The organism is Shivajiella indica, assembly GCF_042683085.1.
Classification (GTDB): Bacteria; Bacteroidota; Bacteroidia; order Cytophagales; family Cyclobacteriaceae; genus Shivajiella; species Shivajiella indica.
Window position 1 is genome coordinate 221,614 of record NZ_JBHUIV010000018.1, and the last position, 19,383, is coordinate 240,996.

Sequence of the window (19,383 nt, forward strand, 5' to 3'; positions counted from 1 at the left end):
ACATATGCAGCACAATGCAAGAGATCCGCTTAGGGACCATGTGCATGGCAGGGTTTACAGGATCACTTATCCTTCCAGGCCTTTGGTGGAGCCTGCCAAAATAGATGGAGCAAGCATTCCTGAATTGTTGGAAAACCTGAAATTACCTGAATTCAGAACCAGGTATAGAACCAAAAGGGAATTAAGAGGTAGGGATGCCGATCAGGTATTAAATGCCATTACCACATGGACTTCTTCTTTAGATAAAAATGACCCAAAATATGAAGCTTATCTTTTAGAGGCTTTGTGGGTGAGTTGGGGTTTGAATAAGGTAGATCAGGTATTGTTGAGACAATTGCTTAAGGCCGAGGATTTCAGAGTGAGAGCTGCTGCGGTAAGGGTTTTAAGGTATACCGGACATCAGGTAGCTGATCAGGCAGATTTGTTAAAGGAGGCGGTAAAAGATGTTCATGGCAGAGTCCGCTTGGAAGCCATTGTGGCGGCTTCCTGGCTTCCCAAGGAACAAGGGCTTCCGATTTTAGAGGAAGCTGAAAAAATGCCTTTGGACAATTGGATGGTACATGCCCATGAAGCAGCTGTGGCCCATATCAATGGTTTATCGGTAAGGGAGAAAAAAGAAGAAGATATCAAATCCAATCTTTCCGGAGGAGATCTCGAGTTGTTCAATATGGGAAAAGAAATATACAACAGAGATGGTTTTTGTGCCACTTGTCATCAACCTGACGGAAGGGGTTTATCAGCCTCATTATTCCCTCCCCTAGTAGGAACTCCCTGGGTATTGGGAAGTGAAGAAAGATTGATCAAATTGGTATTGAAAGGATTGATGGGGCCGATTGAAGTACTGGGAAGGGAATATCCAGGACAGGTACCCATGACACCTTTTGAAGGCATGCTCAATGACAATGAGGTGGCTGCAGTGCTGACCTACGTGAGAAACTCATTTGGCAATCAGGCCCCAGCGATCAGACCAGAAAAGGTGAAGGAAGTCAGGGCTACTGTGGCAGATAAAAAAGGTTTCTATTCCCCGGCAGAATTGCTGAAGGAACATCCGATGGAGAAGTAGGGGGTAGAAGCGAGAAATTAGAAGCGAGATACTAGATGCGAGAGGCGAGAGATTGGAGTTTAGAGACAAGAAACAAGAAACAAGACACAAGAACTGAGAAAACGAGTGACCTTTGAGGTTTTAAGAACCTTGAAGGTCTTAGGTACGAATAATAGAAAAAGTGTAGGATAAAATCAGGATGTGATAGAGAAACTTGAATCGATAAAAAAGAACTAAGAATAAACCATGAAAAAAGCAATCACAACATCTTTAATTCTTTGCATCCTGACACTGACATCGGTGGCTCAATCTCAGGATCAACAAAAGCTTCTGGACCTGGATCAAGGCTGGGAAAAGGCACTATTAGAATCTGATGTGCAATTTTTGGACAATATCCTTTCGGAGAGTTTCATTTGGGTTCACAACCATGCCAGCCTGATTGATGGGAAGAAAGAGGTAGTCGGTAGGGCCAAAAACATCCAGGCCGGCCAGGCAGACAATACCAAAGGAAGGGTTTCGAGAGATCAAAAAGTAATCATCTTGGGAAACACCGGAGTGGTGACCGGTATTACTGTGGTGGACAGGGGGCCAAGGCCGGTTACCTATCATTTTATGCGGACTTACACCATAGTGGATGGAAGATACCTGCTCTTAGCCAATCATACTATGGCTATTCCAGATGAGGAATTGCCGGGGAATTGAATTTTAACTACACCAGTAAATCACATATTGGATAGTTTAAGAAATATTCCACAATGAATTTCACCGTGACCGTATTTTTCGTTTTGATCTTGATACCAATCCAGCAGACCCAGCCATCCTTTAAGCCCTTTCATCTGAAAAACACAACCTGAAAGCTTTGCTGGTTAATGTATATGGGATTTATGCAGAAAATTTTGATAATGCGACGATGTCGAATTTGAGGTAAGCATTATTTCATGCCCTTTTCTTTTCATGCCTGACAGGCTAATCTTCTTTCAAGGATCTTTCTTTGAGCCATTATCCTCTCTGGCTCACCTGCTAGGCTTAGTCTATCCCTTTCCAGTTTTGAAGTTCAATAGGACACAGCGTAGGAATAGCAATTCCACTCAAGTCCTGTCGTCGCAATCCATCTAATACGAACTACTTTAACTTTTCTATATAGATATAGTATGCAGGGTAAACTCGATGGTCCGCATCTATGAGTTGCGCCTCCATATCATACTTGCCTGCTGGGATTTGTCCCTTGAATGTCACTTCGTTCTGGCCTTCTGAGATGATTTCTGATTTGGCTAAATTGGCTACATTGAGATAGGCCTCCTTAAAGTCAGTCTTTACACTCGCTCGTTTGTTTCTTTCAATTTCAAGGGACTTTTCCAGAGAGGGGAATGTCGCATTGATCGCCAAGCCACTTTCCCTCGGAAATCGGCGCAGGGAGATCGCATATTCTCCATCCTCCACAAATTCGATCTTCCAACGGCCTGTAACCTGGGAAGCCACAATGGCTCCATTCTGATGCCATGAACTTTCGTGCTTGCCTGTCAACAAATCATGGGCAGAAATCCGGCTTGGATTTTCATGGGCCGACCCCACTTTGATATAGGCATAGCGCTCATCTACACCTTCGTTTATAATAGACTGCCACCAAAGCTCGTAGCCAAGAGCCAACCGCTCTGCCTCCAACGGATATTCAGCTATGACATTCCTCGATTGGATTTTGTCGGTAGTCATGTCGTACAATTCTTTCCCGTTGATCAACCGCCAGCGGTCATCCATGACGGAGTAGTCTTTGTATTTCACCAGGTTTTGTAGTCGCTGGGTATCCACGTAGAGGATTCTGTTTGGCCATGGGGCAGCACTGTTTACAAGCAAAGGCTTGAGGCTCTTTCCGTCAAGGGGTTTTACCGGGTTGAAATCAAATCCCAGAAGCTCGACAAAAGTCGGAAGCAAGTCGAAATGCGCTACCAATTTATCTATGTCTTTGCCCCCGGTCAATTCTCCTTCAGGCCAGCGAATGAAAAACGGAACGCGATGGCCACCTTCGTACACACTTCCTTTAGCACCCCTCAAGCCGCCATCATAAACCTTATTCCCTCCTTCTGTTCCATTATCGGTAGTGAAAATCAGGATAGTATTGTCGGTCAGATTCAGTTCTTCCAGCTTTTGCTGCAAGCGCTTAAAGTTGTCGTCAATGTTGGTAATCATCCCGTAAAAGCGCTTGAAATTGTCCGGAAGCTCCTCATTGCTTAGATCCTTGTAAATATTGTAGTATTCTTGGGGTACATTAAGCGGACCATGGGGGGCGTTAGTAGATATGTAGGCAAAAAATGGTTTGTCTTTGTTTTCTTCAATAAACTTCATCGCCTCTGAAAAGAACACATCGGTACAGTAGCCTTCGTATTTTTTCATTTCTCCGTTGTGCCAATAGGTATCATCAAAATAATCATTGTCCCAATAGTCAGGCCCTTGGCCAATCCCGCCTCCGCCGTGTCGGACTACTTCATGAAACCCTCGATCTTCTGGTCTGAACGGATAATTATCGCCTAGATGCCACTTGCCAAACATGCCGTTGGTATAGCCGTTTTGCGCAAAAATTTGGGGCAGGAGCACTTCATCCTCATACAACAATGACCTGCCGCTGATGGTATGGTAGACATTGAGCCGATTGGTATGCCTACCCGTCATGATCACGCCTCTGGTAGGAGCACAGGTTGTAGAAACATGGTAGTTGGTAAACCTTACCGCATCCTGGTGAAATGCGTCCAAGTTGGGGGTTTTTATTAAGGGGTTTCCCAAGGCACCCAGGTCGCCCATCCCCTGGTCATCGGTAATTATAAAGATGACATTGGGTTTAGTTTGGGCATAAAGTCCGCTCTCAACCGTCATCGCCAGTCCAATGAGCATAGCTAGCGTTCTATAAAGGTTTTTCATTTGGTATATCGTTATATTCAAATTTCACGTTTTCCACATTAGTATCCACCCTCGTATCTAGCACGCCATAATAACTTTGTTTCTTTCCAATCTTTTTTTTAACAACCAATCACAAAAAAGTTAGGAAAAGGAATCCACACCCGAAGCTGAGGTTTTTCTTGACATTTAAATAAATGCAACTTGTTTATTTTTAATTAAGGGTAAAATAATTAAGTAAATGGGTAATATGTTGGATAGTATGAGGCCCGACTATAATTAAATTTACTTCATCAAGTTATCTGCAATTCTACCTGTAAATGACAAATTGCAACACATCCTGTTTTGGTATTTTGGAAAAGGGATTTCTTTAACTTTCCATCATAACTTTAGGTAATGATATAATACTGGCAGAATTGAGGATTAACCTATAATTCATACAGTAATTTGAAAATCTCATTAGCGGATTGGCTTATGAAAAGAGGAATTCCATCGGTCTTCGACCTTTTTATAAAAAGTACTGAGACTACTTTTCGGTTTTTACAGAACCAATTCTTATTATCAAGTCTTCTGTTGATATGCTTACTGATTCAAAAGCCTTTCACAGGTATTGCTTCAACTATGGTTCAGGTTGAAGCAGAAAATAAGCTGAATCAGAGTTCAATTGGTGATACCATATTTGCTGAGAAAATAAAACTTAAAAAGATCATCAACTGGAGTCATGCATATCATCAAACACTAACGATGAAAATTAGTCTTGCTGGAGATGCTTATACAGGAAATCAAAAACGGTATGATGTGGGCCCAGGTGAAGTGAAGCTAAATTGCGAACAGGCACTTGATGTGATCCGCAGAGTTGATAACATTACTTTAGGTATCCCGAAAATAATCTACCTGGTAGGTTGGCAATACAACGGCCACGACTCAAAATATCCGGCATGGTTTGAAGGAAACGAAAGGATAAAACGCCCGCAGGATGCCAACGCTTTGGAAAGCCTTAAATGGCTAATGAATGAAGCCCGGAATTATAATACCACTGTTAGCTTGCACATCAATATGAGTGATGCTTATGAGGACAGCCCGTTATGGAATGTTTACCTGCAAAACGATATCATTTCTAAAAATAAAGATGGAAGCCTGAGATTAGGAAGGTGGGGCTATCCTATAAGTTATGCCCAGGAATGGGAAACCGGTTTTGCACAAAAACGAATTGATAGTTTGTGTAATCTATTGCCTTTGAAAGAAGCGGGAACTGTGCATATAGATGCATTTTATACTGATTCACCCTTTTTTCAGCAAGAGCCTATCAGTCCATATCTGAATTTTACCATTGATGATGAAGCTGAAGCACAAAGGAAAATTTTTATTTATTGGGATTCGAAAGGGATCGATGTGACCAGCGAACACATCTTTTTATCCAGGGAAAAATTCTACGAATTCAATTTTGTTCCAAATTGGCGAAGAGCAGCTTTCGAGGGTTATCAGCCTATGGCATGGCATTTATATCAGACAAGTCCTGAATTATACATGAGATGGCCAGCTTCCTATTATTCCGGAGGGGTAGAATTTAATAGTGACTATGGGAAATTGTTTGGCACCAGTATGCATGGACAAAAGATAATTAGCCAGGATGCAAAAGTACTTCCCGGTTTTTCAAGTCAATTTTTTTCAAATACTGCAATCTGGTATTTTTTAAACAGATTGGATCGCCTCTATTATGTAAAAGGTGATAATTACCAGCTCGTCCAATTTTCTGATAATGTGAGAACTTTTCTTTCAGAGGAGAAATATATTGTAACAAAAGGTGACATGATACTCATGGAAGATACCAATGTTTTTGTTCCGGCTTTATGGCTGGAAAAAGCTTCGATTGTTGCTTATAGCCTCGATGGGTATCAGGACAGGGAATGGCTTCTGCCAGACAACTGGAAGAAAATTGATAAAGTGAATATTTATAAAATTACAATGGAAGGGAATGAACTGATTGAAAAAGGCAGAGAGACAAAAAATGGAAGATTGCGGTTATCCTTAGAAAAAGATATGGCCGTTTTAATTACTCCATCTTAAAAACAACAATAGATAAAGCAACAAATCTGGGAAATCCAGTTGCTAAGGAGCATGAAGCCAATTTTAAGTTTTACTTCGAAATTCAAATTAAACTAAATCCCATGAATACCAAATTAATACTACTGATTGGAGTGTTGCTTTTGACTTCCAACGGACTTTATGCCCAACAAAATAACGGTGAAAAACCCAACTTCCTCTTTATCTTTTCTGATGATCAGCGTTACGACCTTATTGGAGCACTTGGCCATCCCGAAGTTAAAACGCCTAATCTGGACAAATTGGTAAATGGGGGAGCGACGTTTACACATGCCTTTAATATGGGTGCATGGAACGGGGCCGTCTGTGTGGCCAGCAGGGCGATGATGATCAGTGGGCTGTCTGTCTGGGATGCACAACAGCAGGAGGAGGATTTCCAAAACAAGGCCGATCTTAAACAGTTCTGGCCCCAATTGCTTGAAAAGGCCGGCTATGACACCTATATGACTGGCAAGTGGCACGTAGAAGCCGATGCCGAAAGCATCTTCCAACAGGTGGTAAACGTCAGGCCGGGTATGCCAAACCAGACCTTGGAAGGCTACGCCCGTCCAAAAAATGAAACCGATACAATATGGCAACCCTGGGATAAAAGCTTCGGGGGGTTTTGGAAAGGAGGAAAGCATTGGTCTGAAGTTCTGGCAGAGGACGCTTTGAATTTTTTGGAGAAAGCAAAAAAGAGCAATGATCCTTTTATGATGTATTTAGCCTTTAATGCTCCCCATGACCCTAGACAGGCTCCAAAGGAATATGTGGATATGTATCCGGTAGAATCTATTTCATTACCTCCAAGCTTTATGGAGATGTACCCCTACAAGGATAGTATTGGATTAAGCGAGGAACTAAGAGATGAAGCTTTGGCTCCTTTTCCCCGAACTGCTTATGCAGTCAGGAAAAATATCCAGGAATATTATGCGATTATCACGCACATGGATGCACAAATAGGAAAGATTCTGGATGCCCTGGATGCATCAGGAAAAAAGGATAATACTTATATCATATTCACATCTGACCATGGTCTTGCAGTGGGCCACCATGGCTTGATGGGAAAACAGAATATGTTTGATCATAGTATAAGAATGCCTTTGGTGATTGTAGGCCCGAAAATCCCAAAAGGGCAAAAATATTCTCAACAGGTTTATTTGCAGGATGTTTCGGCGACCATCCTAGATCTTGCCGGAGTTGAAAAACCTGATAATACGATATTCAATAGTCTTTTACCCTACATAAAAGGAAAAACAGAAAGTGTTTATCCGGCTATTTACAGTTGTTATTTGGATCTGCAGCGAATGGTCCGCACAGACAGATTTAAACTAATAATATATCCAAAACTGAATAAAATCTTAATGTTTGACCTTGAAATGGATCCATTTGAGCTAAAAGATGTTTCCCAAAATCCTACCTATAGCCAGATTAAAGCAGACCTTTTCAGGCAATTGCTACAATTACAAAAGGAATATAACGATTCATTGGATATTTCTCATTTATTGGCCTTGGATGTGATATTAGAAGAATAGTTTTTTTCGGGATTTTTCCAAATTGATAATGGAGAAAACAAGTAACAGGATCTTAGGGCTCCCTACCAAAAAAATTAAATATTCCATTTACTATGAACTTAATCAAATTCAGATGATTTTTCTCACCAAATTCAGCATAAAAAATTTATTTAGTTTAATTGTAAGTCTCTCAATTGCCTCGATTTTTTTACAATGCAACCCATCTGAACCAAGCCTTGATTTTAACAAAGGCTCCCACATCATCCTGATCGGAAATAATCTGGGATCCAGAATGATGGAATATGGGCTTTTTGAGACGGAGATGCATGTGCGTTATCCTGATAGTCTATTGTACATCCGGAATATGTGTGACGGGGGCAATACCCCGGGTTTTAGGCCGCATTCAGGGAGGGTATCCCCTTGGGCTTTTCCAGGTGCAGAGGAATTTCAGACCGAACTGGCTAATTTTTCGGACAGTCAGGGGCATTTTGAAACGCCTGATGAGTGGTTAACAAGACACAAAGCGGATATCATCCTGGCATTTTTCGGATACAATGAATCTTTTCAGGGTGAGGAAGGGCTGGAGAATTACAAAGCAGAATTGGATGCTTTTATCAAACATACGCTACAGCAGCAATACAACGGAAATACCCCTCCTCAATTGGCCATCATTTCACCCATAGCCTTTGAGGATTTATCTTCCCTCAAAGATTTGCCCAATGGGGTTAAAGAGAACAAAAACCTTGCGCTGTATACCCAGGCCATGAAGGAGGTTTCTGAGAAGAACAAGGTATTGTTTGTGGATGCCTTCAATCCATCCAAAAAATGGTATGCTTCTTCCGCTCAGCCTTTGACCATTGATGGATCGCAGCTCAATGAGGAAGGATACCAAAAATTAGCTTTGTTACTGGCAGATGAGGTTTTTGGCAAAGCCAAAGCAAAGGCGGAGGGCAACAGGGCTTTGATCCATGAAATGATCAAGGAAAAAAACTGGATGTGGCACAATGATTACAAAATCCCCAACGGTGTCCATGTTTACGGACGGAGATATAAACCATTCGGTCCGGACAATTATCCTGCTGAATTGGAGAAAATAAGGCAGATGACAGCCATTAGGGATGAGGCTATCTGGAAGGCAGGACAAGGGGAAAGGATGGATATTGCTGCAGCTGACAAGAACACCATCCAGTTACCTCCTGTGGAGACCAATTACAATCCCCAGCAAAACGGTAACCTGACCTATTTGTATGGTCAGGATGCCCTGGATAAGCTGACAGTTCCAGAAGGGTACAAGATTGAGCTTTTTGCTTCGGAAGTGGAATTTCCTGACCTGGCCAATCCGGTACAGATGAGTTTTGATAATAAGGGGAGGTTGTGGATTGCCACCTGTCCCAGTTACCCGCATTATAAACCGGGAGATACCAGGCCCAGTGATAAGATCATCATTTTGGAAGATACCAACAGGGATGGCAAAGCAGATAAGCAGACGGTTTTTGCAGATGGTCTGCACCTTCCCATGGGTTTTGAAATAGCTCCTGAAGGGGTGTATGTTTCCCAGGGGACCAATCTGAAGATACTGATTGATACAGATGGGGATGACCGTGCGGATAAGATTGAGATTTTGCTCAGTGGTTTTGATGACCATGATACGCACCATGTCATTTCTGCTTTTGCGGCTGATCCCTCAGGAGCCATTTACATGGGGGAGGGGGTGTTTCTTCATACCAATGTGGAAACCTCCTATGGCCCGGTAAGGGCTACGAACGGCGGGTTTTTCAGGTACAATCCCTCCAGGCATCATCTGGAACGTACCGCCCAACTGGCCATTCCCAATCCCTGGGGCATTGCTTTTGATGATTGGGGACAGAATTTCTTTACCGAAACTTCAGACCCTAATGTTCGTTGGATGATGCCCGGTTCAGTATTGCCAAGGTATGGGGAAGCAACGCACAAATCTGAAAACCTGATTGAAGACGCACATCGGGTACGGCCTACCTCAGGCCTGGAGTTTGTTTCCAGTAGGCATTTTCCGGATGAAGTTCAGGGAGATCTTCTGATCAATAATACCATTGGATTTTTGGGAATGAAACAACATGCAGTCGAAGATGATGGTACAGGTTTTAAGACCAGGCACAGATTGGATTTGGTAAAGGGCAGTGACAGGAATTTCAGGCCTGTGGATATGGAATTTGCTCCGGATGGGTCTTTGTATTTTATCGATTGGCATAATGTTTTGATCGGGCATATGCAGCACAATGCAAGAGATCCGCTTAGGGACCATGTGCATGGCAGGGTTTACAGGATCACCTATCCTTCCAGGCCTTTGGTGGAGCCTGCCAAAATAGATAGAGCAAGCATTCCTGAATTGTTGGATAACTTGAAGCTGCCCGAATTCAGAACCCGCTATAGAACAAGGAGAGAATTGAGAGGTAGGGATGCCGACGAAGTTACCTCGGCTATTGAATCTTGGACCGCCAGTTTGGATAAAAATGACCCTAGGTACGAGCATTATCTGACAGAAGCTTTATGGGTTTCCTGGGGATTGAATAAAGTTGACCAAGAGTTGTTGAGACAAATGCTGAAAGCCAAAGATTTCCGGGCAAGGGCAGCAGCAGTAAGGGTATTGAGATATGCAGGCCATCAGATGAAAGATCAGGATAAATTATTGATGGAGGCGGTAAAAGATGTTCATGGCAGAGTCAGGCTGGAAGCAATAGTCGCCGCATCCTGGCTTCCCAAGGAAAAAGGACTTCCGATTTTAGAAGAAGCTGAAAAAATGCCTTTGGACAATTGGATGGTACATGCCCATGAGGCAGCCGTGGCCCATATTAATGGATTATCAGTGAGAGAGAAAAAGGAGGAAACCGTAAAAAGCAGGTTGACGGGTGGAGACTTGGAGCTGTTCAATATAGGAAAAGAGATATATGCCAGGGATGGTTTCTGCGGTACCTGTCATATGCCTGATGGGAGGGGATTACCCACTTCTTTATTTCCTCCTATTGTAGGGACTCCCTGGGTATTGGGCAATGAAGAAAGATTGATCAAATTGGTTCTTAAAGGACTGATGGGACCTATTGAAGTTCTAGGCCAGAAATATCCCGGACAGGTACCCATGACTCCTTATGAAGGCATGCTCAATGACAATGAGGTGGCTGCAGTGCTGACCTACGTGAGAAACTCATTTGGCAATCAGGCCCAGGCTATCAGACCTGAAAAGGTGAAGGAAGTCAGGGCAGCTGTGGCAGATAAAAAAGGTTTTTATTCTCCTGAAGAATTACTGCAAGAGCATCCTATGGAGAAGTGAGAGACTGGAGTATAGAATCTAGAGACAAGAGGCAAGAACCAAGAAATTGAAAACCAGTGACCTTTGAGGTTTTTAAAACCTTGAAGGTCTTGGATACAAAAAATGGGAAAACCACCGCGTAAAATAGCTTGAAACTTTGTTCAAATCAGGTACTCTTTGTAGTATAAAACTTACCAGCTCTGTTATGACAGTAAATCATCGGATGGTAAAATAATTAAGATGAGGAAAAATAAGGAGGGACCTATTGAATTCCCTAACGATAAGAATAACAATCTCAATCCAAAGCATATGAAGTATCGCAATCCAATTTTTACTACGGGATTCATAATCTCAATATTACTCTTTATCAATGCGGGAAGGGCACAAACGAGAGGGAAGGACATATTATGGTATGACAAACCAGCTAAATCATGGATGGCCGAAGCGCTACCTATTGGCAATGGTTATATGGGTGCAATGATTTATGGCCTTGTTGAAGAAGAACATATTCAATTCAATGAAGAATCATTATGGACTGGAGGAAAAGGCGAATGGGACGAATATAAGGGAGGAAATCGAGAGCAAGCTTATAAGTACTTACCAAAAATAAGGCAATTACTTGATGAAGGTGATTTTAAAGGAGCACATGAATTGGCAAATAGAGAACTCACTGGGATTATAAAGTCAGTAAAAGGTGAACACATATGGGAAGGATTTGGTGCTTTTCAAACTTTTGGAGATCTATATGTAAAGGCCGCTCACGGAGATGAGATCAAAGATTATAGAAGAGACCTCAATATATCAGATGCTATGGCTTCAGTAAAGTATAAGGTCCATAATGTGGAATATAAGCGTGAATATTTTGCAAGTTATCCAAAACGCGTTCTAGTTTTTCGTTTCCAAAACAATAGTTTTAATGGAACAGATTATGAGATCAGGCTAGAATCTATTCACAGAAATGTTACCATTTCTTTTGAGAATGATCAACTTGTTATGGCAGGAAAGTTGGAAAATAATGGGATGGAATTTGAAAGTCGGATTCTTATTGATTCAGACGGTTCTGAGATTTCTTTTTCTAATGGAAAACTTCATGTAAAATCAGCAAAAACATTGACATTGTATTTGACAGCAGCAACCGACTATCAGAATGTATATCCAAATTATAAGGGTAGGGATTACAAAAAATTAAATCATAAAACCATCGCTTCCATTGACCCAAAAAAATACAGCGAAATATATAAAGAACACCAAAAAGATTATTCAGCACTTTACTCAAGGGTATATATTAATTTAGGAGAACAGGGAAATAATCACAAATCTACCCTTGAACGATTAAAAGCTTATTCTGATGGAGCAAAAGATCCTTCATTGGAAGCCTTATACTTTCAATATGGCCGTTATCTTATGATAAGTAGCTCTAGACCAGGAAGCTTACCTGCAAATTTACAGGGTAAATGGAATAACCTAACAGCTCCTGCTTGGGCTTCGGACTATCATGCAAATATCAATATCCAAATGATTTACTGGCCAGCAGAAATCACTAATCTATCGGAATGCGCAGAACCTTTGATGGATTACATTGATAAATTACGAGAACCTGGACGTAAAAGTGCAAAGGATTTTTTTAATGCCCGTGGTTGGATTGTCAACACAGCTAATAACATATTTGGCTATAATGCTCCTGGATGGGAGTTTCCATGGGGATTTTTCCCAGGAGGTGCTGCATGGTATGGAAGACACATTTGGGATCACTATGAATATACAGGAGATATCGAGTTTCTGCGTAAAATAGGATATCCAATCATGAAAGAATCAGCGCTGTTTTGGTTGGATTATTTGACGGAAGACGAAAATGGGTTTTTGATTTCATCCCCATCCTATTCTCCTGAGCACGGTGGAATTTCAACTGGGGCGTATATGGATATTCAAATTGCATGGGATATTTTCACGAATTGCATTAAAGCAAGTGAATTATTGGGTGAGGATGAGTTATTCAAGAATGAATTGATAATAGCCAAAAACAAATTATTGCCTTTACAAATTGGGAATTGGGGTCAACTGCAGGAATGGAAAGAGGATGTGGATAATCCAAATAGTAAGCACCGTCATGTTTCCCATTTATACGCACTATACCCCGGTGACCAAATCATGCCGCTGGAAACACCTGATCTTGCTAAAGCTGCAAAAATAACTTTAGATGCAAGGGGAGATGATGGTACCGGATGGTCAATTGCATGGAAAATTAATTTTTGGGCAAGGTTATTTGATGGAAATCACGCCTATAAATTATTAAGAAGAGCAATGAAATGGATTGTGACCGAAGAGGAAATTTATGATGAAGGAGTTGGGGGTGTTTATTCCAATTTTTTATCAGGCCACCCTCCCTTTCAGTTAGACGGTAATATGGGTACTACAGCTGGAATAGCCGAAATGTTACTTCAAACACATACCAATCAAATTCATATTCTTCCTGCACTGCCTGATGCCTGGGCTAATGGAGAAATAATGGGCTTGAAAGCTCGAGGTGGTTTTGAAGTTGATATTGAATGGACAGCAGGGAAACTGAAAAAAATAATAATTAAATCGGTCAAGGGGGGAGAATGCAGGTTAAGATATAATGATAAAGAAATTCACATCTCTTCAAAAGCCGGAGAAATTATAAGGTTAAATGGTGAATTAGATATCATATAACATAAGTTATTTGAATTGACATGTAAAAAATAATAAGTCAATGTATAATCCATTTATCTGTGGATGATCAAGAGACATAAAGAGTTCAATGAAGCAATCCTGGAACTAATCCCTTCTATCATGAAACGTATCTTGGGTGTCCCATCCCACAAAGCAAGAGGCAAAAATAACACACACATCTGCTAATTTATTTAACAAATGCAAAGCAGGTCTTCATTAAATTTGAATTGAACTTAGCCAATAAAACATGTCAAAACATAATTTTTTTGCTATGATAAAATCCAATTATATGTTTTTAATCCTAATTGGAATTTCGTTATTGTTTTTTTCATGCTCTTCTAATGAAGTTGTTGAACAGGAGAAACAACCTAACATTATTCTAATAATGACTGATGACCAAGGTTATGGTGATATTTCAGCACACGGTAATCCCCATCTCAAAACCCCCAATCTCGACCAACTTTATCATGAAAGTGTACGCTTTACAGACTTTCATGTAGATCCAAGTTGTTCTCCCACTCGTGCTGCTATTTTGACAGGGAAGTATTCATCAAAATCAGGTGTCTGGCACACGATAGGCGGAAGGTCGCTTTTGCAAAAAGATATGCTCACCGTGGCAGATGTATTTAAATCAGCCGGATATAAAACCGGTTTCTTTGGGAAGTGGCATTTAGGAGAAAATTACCCTTACAGGCCAATGGACCGCGGTTTTGAAGAAACCATAGTTCATGGGGGAGGGGCTTCATCTATCCATCCGGATTATTGGGGAAATGACTATTTTGATGATGTTTACAAGCATAATGGTGTATATAAAAAGTATGAAGGGTATAGTAATACAGTATGGTTTAATGAGGCATTGGATTTCATTCAGAAAAATCAGGACCAGCCTTTTTTTACATACATTGCCACGAATATCCCACATGCTCCTCTTCTTGTAGAAGAAAATTATTCTTTACCCTATAAATCCTTGGTATCTGAAAGAATTGCCAATTACTACGGAATGCTCGCGAAATTTGATGAAGATCTTGGTCATTTTCTTCAGGAAATTGACAGATTAAAGCTGAAGGAAAATACTATTGTGATATTTATGTCAGATAATGGGCCGGGTCCTTGGTTTGGGGGGATCATACTTGATGATGACCTTTTTGTAAAAGAGGGTTTTAATTCTGGAATGAGGGGGGCAAAAATAAGGGGATATGAAGGAGCTCACCGGGTACCATTTTATATCCGTTGGCCTAAGGGAGGAATTGGTGGAGGTAAAGATGTGGATAAGCTTGCTGCACATATAGATATATTTCCAACATTAATTGATCTGGCGGGTTTGAAAAAGCCTTCAGAGCTTAAATTTGATGGAACTAGTTTACGGAAATTAATGGAGGACCCTAGCGCAGAATGGACTGAACGAACACTTTTTGTTCATAACCAGAGAGTGCAGTATCCGGAAAAATATAAAGACTTTCAGGTCCTTACTGAAAAATGGAGATTGGAGGGACGAGAACATGTGGAACTTTATGAAATAGAGGCTGATCCCGGGCAGAAATTTAATGTTGCAGATCAATACCCAGAAGTGGTCAAGCAATTAATAAAAGAATATGAAATTTGGTGGGAGGATATTTCAGTTGATTTTGATCGATATAACAACATAACAATTGGCAGCGAGAAAGAAAATCCTTCGATCATATATGCCCATGATGCCCTTAGGAGTGAAGATGGAATGGTATGGGCAATTGAGGTAGATCAAGAGGGAATATATGAATTCAGTACCTATCGGTGGCCTATCGAATCCGGAAGAAAAATTGTAGAAAACGAAGGGTCTAATTTTAGACACAATCTACATCCTACATCAACGATGAAATCTGATCGATTTGTGGCGGAAGAACCAAATATTAAACCATTTGAAGTTATAAACACTGCACATCTGACAATTGGAAATTTGGAAAGGGTGGTCGAGATTAACAATTCAATGACTTCTGCGACTTTTTTAGTGCATCTAAAACCAGGCGAGACCTCTTTAAAAGCATGGTTTGCTGGCAATGAGAAATATGCTGCTAATTATATCGACATCCACTATATAGGCCCTGAAGTAATTAAAGATAGTTCAAATTACAAACCAGTTCATCCCGATAAATTCCTGAGACCCCATCTATCAAATTAACAGTTTCATAAAATGCTTAGTATTTTTTAGCAGGTTAAATGCAATGCTGTCAAATTATTGTTTTCTTTCTTTTTAAAACAGATCGAAATCAGCAATCATTTCGGTCCGTAACGTGAAATTTTTAATTTTTTGTTCTTTATCGCAAATTATCTATCTGGAAAATAGGTCAGGTATTTTGTTTTGGGGTAAGTATTTGCCTGTTTTCAAACCAACATAATTGGTCGTTCTTTTTTTATAGAGGTTTTCTAAATTGACATGTATTAGATTCTCCAAGATTTAAAAAATCCTTTTTAAAAAGTGATTGTAGTCTTGTCATTAAATTGAAAATAGCCAGTTCTTAAGCTTTCAATTTTTCCCTCATTTTCAGGAATTTTTCAAGATGTTAATAAAGCACATGTTTTGGATAAAATGGTTGAGACAAACTCTTTTCTATTCTAAATAAATTTGATTGTATAAATAATCTTACCAACAACCTAAAAAAATACCTAATGAGAAAAGTATTACTCTTGATTATTGCGCTTTTCACCATGATCCTTAGTACTGAGGTGTCGGCGCAACAACGGGTAATTACCGGGAAGGTAATTTCCCAAGAAGATGGACAAGGTCTACCTGGCGCGTCCATTCTTGTGAAAGGCACCACAGTGGGAACTACCTCCGATTTGGATGGTAATTATTCCATTAATGTGCCGGAAAGTAATAATGTATTGGTATTTTCTTTTATCGGTTTAAAAACGGTTGAAGAAAATATTGGTACTAGATCTGTTATTAATGTCACGCTTGTCCCAGATGCTGCTCAGTTATCCGAAGTAGTAGTTACTGCTATAGGTATAGAAAGAGAAAAGAAAGCTTTGGGTTATGGTGTTACCACATTAGGTGAGGAGCTGATCGAAAACAGACCGGAAGCTGACATCGCCAGGGTATTGCAGGGTAAAGTTGCAGGGGTGAACATCACCGCTACAAATGGTATGTCTGGGTCTGGAACCAATATCATTATCAGGGGTTATTCTTCAGTTACGGGCTCTAACCAGCCTTTGTTTGTTGTAGATGGTGTTCCTTTTAATACTAACACCAATGCCACCAACGGGTTTAATACAGGAGGCGCAATTACCTCCAGCCGTTTCTTGGATATTGATCCTAATAATATCGAAAATGTAAACGTGTTGAAAGGGCTTTCTGCAACCGTGTTATATGGAGATCAGGGTAGAAATGGGGTAATCTTGATTACCACAAAATCTGGTAGCAAAAAAAGAAAGGCAGCTGAAGTTACCTTAAATCAATCTTTTTTCGGTAACCAAGCAGCCTCTCTACCAAATTTCGGCAAACTGTATGGCAATGGATTTCAACAGAATATACCTCCGCCCTTTTTCTTCGGCAACTGGGGAGGTAGATTGGATGAAGGTAGAGTCCATCCGCATCCAATTGCAGCATCAAATATACCCATTATTAGAAATGCTTTTCCGGAATTTTTCGTTCCTAACGCGGACGGTACCCCCTCCACAACACCCATTGATTATGAATATAAAGCTTACGATGATATCAGCAAAGTATATTTCAGGACTGGATTAGTATCCAATACTTCCCTTATGGTTTCAGGTGCTTCTGACCGGACCAGTTATTCTGCATCCTTTGGGTATACCAATGAGGAAGGCTTTCTTCCTGGTAATAACCTGGAAAAATTTAATTTTGGTTTGGGTATAAATGCAGCTGTTACAGATAAATTTTCCATTAACTCCTCGTTTACTTTTGCCATCACGGATTTGGTTTCCCCTCCTGTTAATTCTGCCTTTGGTTCAAGTGCTAGCGGAGGAATCCCTTCTGTATTTGCCAATTTGTATTACACACCTCGTTCAATTGATTTGGCGAATCTGCCTTTCGAAAATCCTACTGATGGAAGCAACGTTTACTACCGGAGCAACAATGATCAGATGAATCCTTTTTGGATTTCAAAAAACCTGGTTGATGCCTCAAATGTTAACAGGTTCTTCAATTCAACTTCCCTGAATTATGATTTCAATGATAATTTTTCCATGACTTACAGGATTGGCTTGGATACCTACACAGAGTCCAGGGAAAGTAGATATAATAAAGGTGGTGGAGGAGCTGTAAGCACCTTGATCAACAGTGGATTATATAGAACCGTGGAAATTCAAAACACCATTTGGAATCAGGATTTGATTTTGAATTATAAAAGACAACTTTCCGAAAAAATCGGTATGTCAGCATTGTTGGGAGGAAATATTCGTAATGATTTTTATAAGCAGGTTGGGTTGGTATCTACCGGGCAGCTAGCTTTTAATCTTTTCAATCACGGCAACTTTCTTCAGGCCTCATCAAGAGATCCTTTAACAGGAGGCAATTTACAATTTCAGCAGGAAGAGACTAGGATGGGGATCTATGCCAACGTTACTTTAGATTACAGTAATTACCTTTTCTTGAACCTTTCAGCAAGAAATGATTGGACTTCTACTGTTGAAGTAGAAAACAGAAGGATCCTTTATCCTGGAGCTTCGGTATCTTTCTTGCCTTCACAGGCATTCAATTGGAACTCATCCACTTTCAATGATTTGAAATTGAGATTCGGTTATGGTACCTCAGCGGGTTTTCCACGCCCATACAGCACAAGAAACTTTCTCGACCAAAATGCAAGGGCTTTCCTAAATAGTGCTGGAACTTTGCTTCAAAGGCAAACTTTGAACCCAAACCTTGGAAATCCGAACCTCCGGCCTGAACTGCACCAAGAGTTAGAGTTTGGCGTTGAATCAACCATGCTCAACAATAAATTGAGAATTGATCTTTCCCTTTATGAGAAAAACACCAGGGATTTGATTACTTCAGCGCCTATTGATCCATCTTCAGGTTTTACCAGAAGTGCAATCAATATCGGAAATATCAGAACCAGGGGGATTGAATTCCAGGCAACTGCCACACTCGTCAATACACCTTCCGGGTTTTCATGGGAGTCCATTGTGAATTTCGGACTATATAGGAGTGTGACCATGGAATTGGCAGAGGGTTTAAATGAAATTGTGGTCGCTGGTTTTACAGATTTAGGCAATTTTGCTATTCCGGGCCGTCCTTTTAATATCATCAAAGGCCAAGGCATTGTAAGGAATGAGAATACTGGAGAAAAAGTAGTCTTACCTAACGGGACTTATCAGCCTACAGCAGTACCTGTGGAATTGGGTGATCCCAATCCTAGGTGGACAGGTTCTTGGATCAATACTTTTAGGTACAAAGGATTCACATTTAACTTCATGTTGGAATATAGACACAAGGGAACTATTGTTAGCCATACTATAGTGTCAACTTTGAACAGGGGTGTTACCGTAGATCCTGTTGTGGACAGAGAGTATAGTTTGATTCTTCCAGGAGTGAAACAGGATGGTACGCCTAATGATATTCAGATATCTGCTACTGACTATTTCAATCAATATGGAGCTAATCCGGAACCACGTGCCTTTGACGGTTCTACTATAAGATTAAGAGAACTTTCTTTAGGATATGATATACCTCCAAGTTTGATTTCCAAGACTCCCTTCAATAGAGCTTCTATTGCTTTAAGTGGAACAAATTTATGGTTTAGAGCTTTGAATTTCCCACCCAATCAGAACTTTGATACTGACATTTTGGGTCTTGGGGTTGGTAACGGTTTAGGTTTAGAATTCGTTACCGGACCGAGCTCTAGAAGATTTGGTGGTACTTTGACACTTACATTCTAATCCCCAAAAAA

At 40.6% G+C, this 19,383-nt stretch carries 9 protein-coding genes; 8 read left to right on the forward strand and 1 reads right to left on the reverse strand.

The window, feature by feature from the left end; translation table 11 throughout:
- Together ACFSKV_RS13730 and ACFSKV_RS13735 are read left to right on the forward strand one after the other, a co-directional pair.
- Nucleotides 1-1,063: HEAT repeat domain-containing protein (locus ACFSKV_RS13730; RefSeq protein WP_380803780.1), on the forward strand; the 1,063-nt coding region annotated here is incomplete at its 5' end.
- 225 nt (nt 1,064-1,288) lie between these two features.
- A complete protein-coding gene (locus tag ACFSKV_RS13735; protein WP_380803782.1) occupies nt 1,289-1,744 on the forward strand; it encodes a nuclear transport factor 2 family protein in 456 nt (151 codons plus the stop codon).
- A gap of 420 nt (nt 1,745-2,164) precedes the next feature.
- Here the strand turns inward: ACFSKV_RS13735 and ACFSKV_RS13740 are convergent, their stop codons facing one another.
- Nucleotides 2,165-3,973, reverse strand: a complete 1,809-nt coding sequence (locus ACFSKV_RS13740) for an arylsulfatase (RefSeq protein WP_380803784.1) — start codon at nt 3,971-3,973, stop codon at nt 2,165-2,167.
- A gap of 576 nt (nt 3,974-4,549) precedes the next feature.
- Between ACFSKV_RS13740 and ACFSKV_RS13745 the strand changes: the two genes are divergently transcribed.
- The 6 genes from ACFSKV_RS13745 (at nt 4,550) to ACFSKV_RS13770 (ending at nt 19,372) form a co-directional block, all read left to right on the forward strand.
- On the forward strand, nt 4,550-5,995 hold the full coding sequence (locus ACFSKV_RS13745) for an endo-alpha-N-acetylgalactosaminidase family protein (RefSeq protein WP_380803786.1): 1,446 nt from the start codon (nt 4,550-4,552) through the stop codon (nt 5,993-5,995).
- A gap of 101 nt (nt 5,996-6,096) precedes the next feature.
- Entirely contained in the window at nt 6,097-7,545 is a 1,449-nt protein-coding gene (locus ACFSKV_RS13750; RefSeq protein ID WP_380803789.1) for a sulfatase family protein, read from the forward strand.
- A 112-nt stretch (nt 7,546-7,657) separates the two neighbouring features.
- Nucleotides 7,658-10,828, forward strand: a complete 3,171-nt coding sequence (locus ACFSKV_RS13755; protein ID WP_380804024.1) for a PVC-type heme-binding CxxCH protein — start codon at nt 7,658-7,660, stop codon at nt 10,826-10,828.
- A gap of 219 nt (nt 10,829-11,047) precedes the next feature.
- Nucleotides 11,048-13,498, forward strand: a complete 2,451-nt coding sequence (locus ACFSKV_RS13760) for a glycoside hydrolase family 95 protein (protein WP_380803791.1) — start codon at nt 11,048-11,050, stop codon at nt 13,496-13,498.
- A 289-nt stretch (nt 13,499-13,787) separates the two neighbouring features.
- A complete protein-coding gene (locus tag ACFSKV_RS13765) occupies nt 13,788-15,653 on the forward strand; it encodes an arylsulfatase (protein ID WP_380803794.1) in 1,866 nt (621 codons plus the stop codon).
- A gap of 488 nt (nt 15,654-16,141) precedes the next feature.
- Complete coding sequence (locus tag ACFSKV_RS13770; RefSeq protein ID WP_380803797.1) at nt 16,142-19,372, forward strand: SusC/RagA family TonB-linked outer membrane protein; 3,231 nt, start codon at nt 16,142-16,144, stop codon at nt 19,370-19,372.
- Nucleotides 19,373-19,383: the final 11 nt, after the last annotated feature.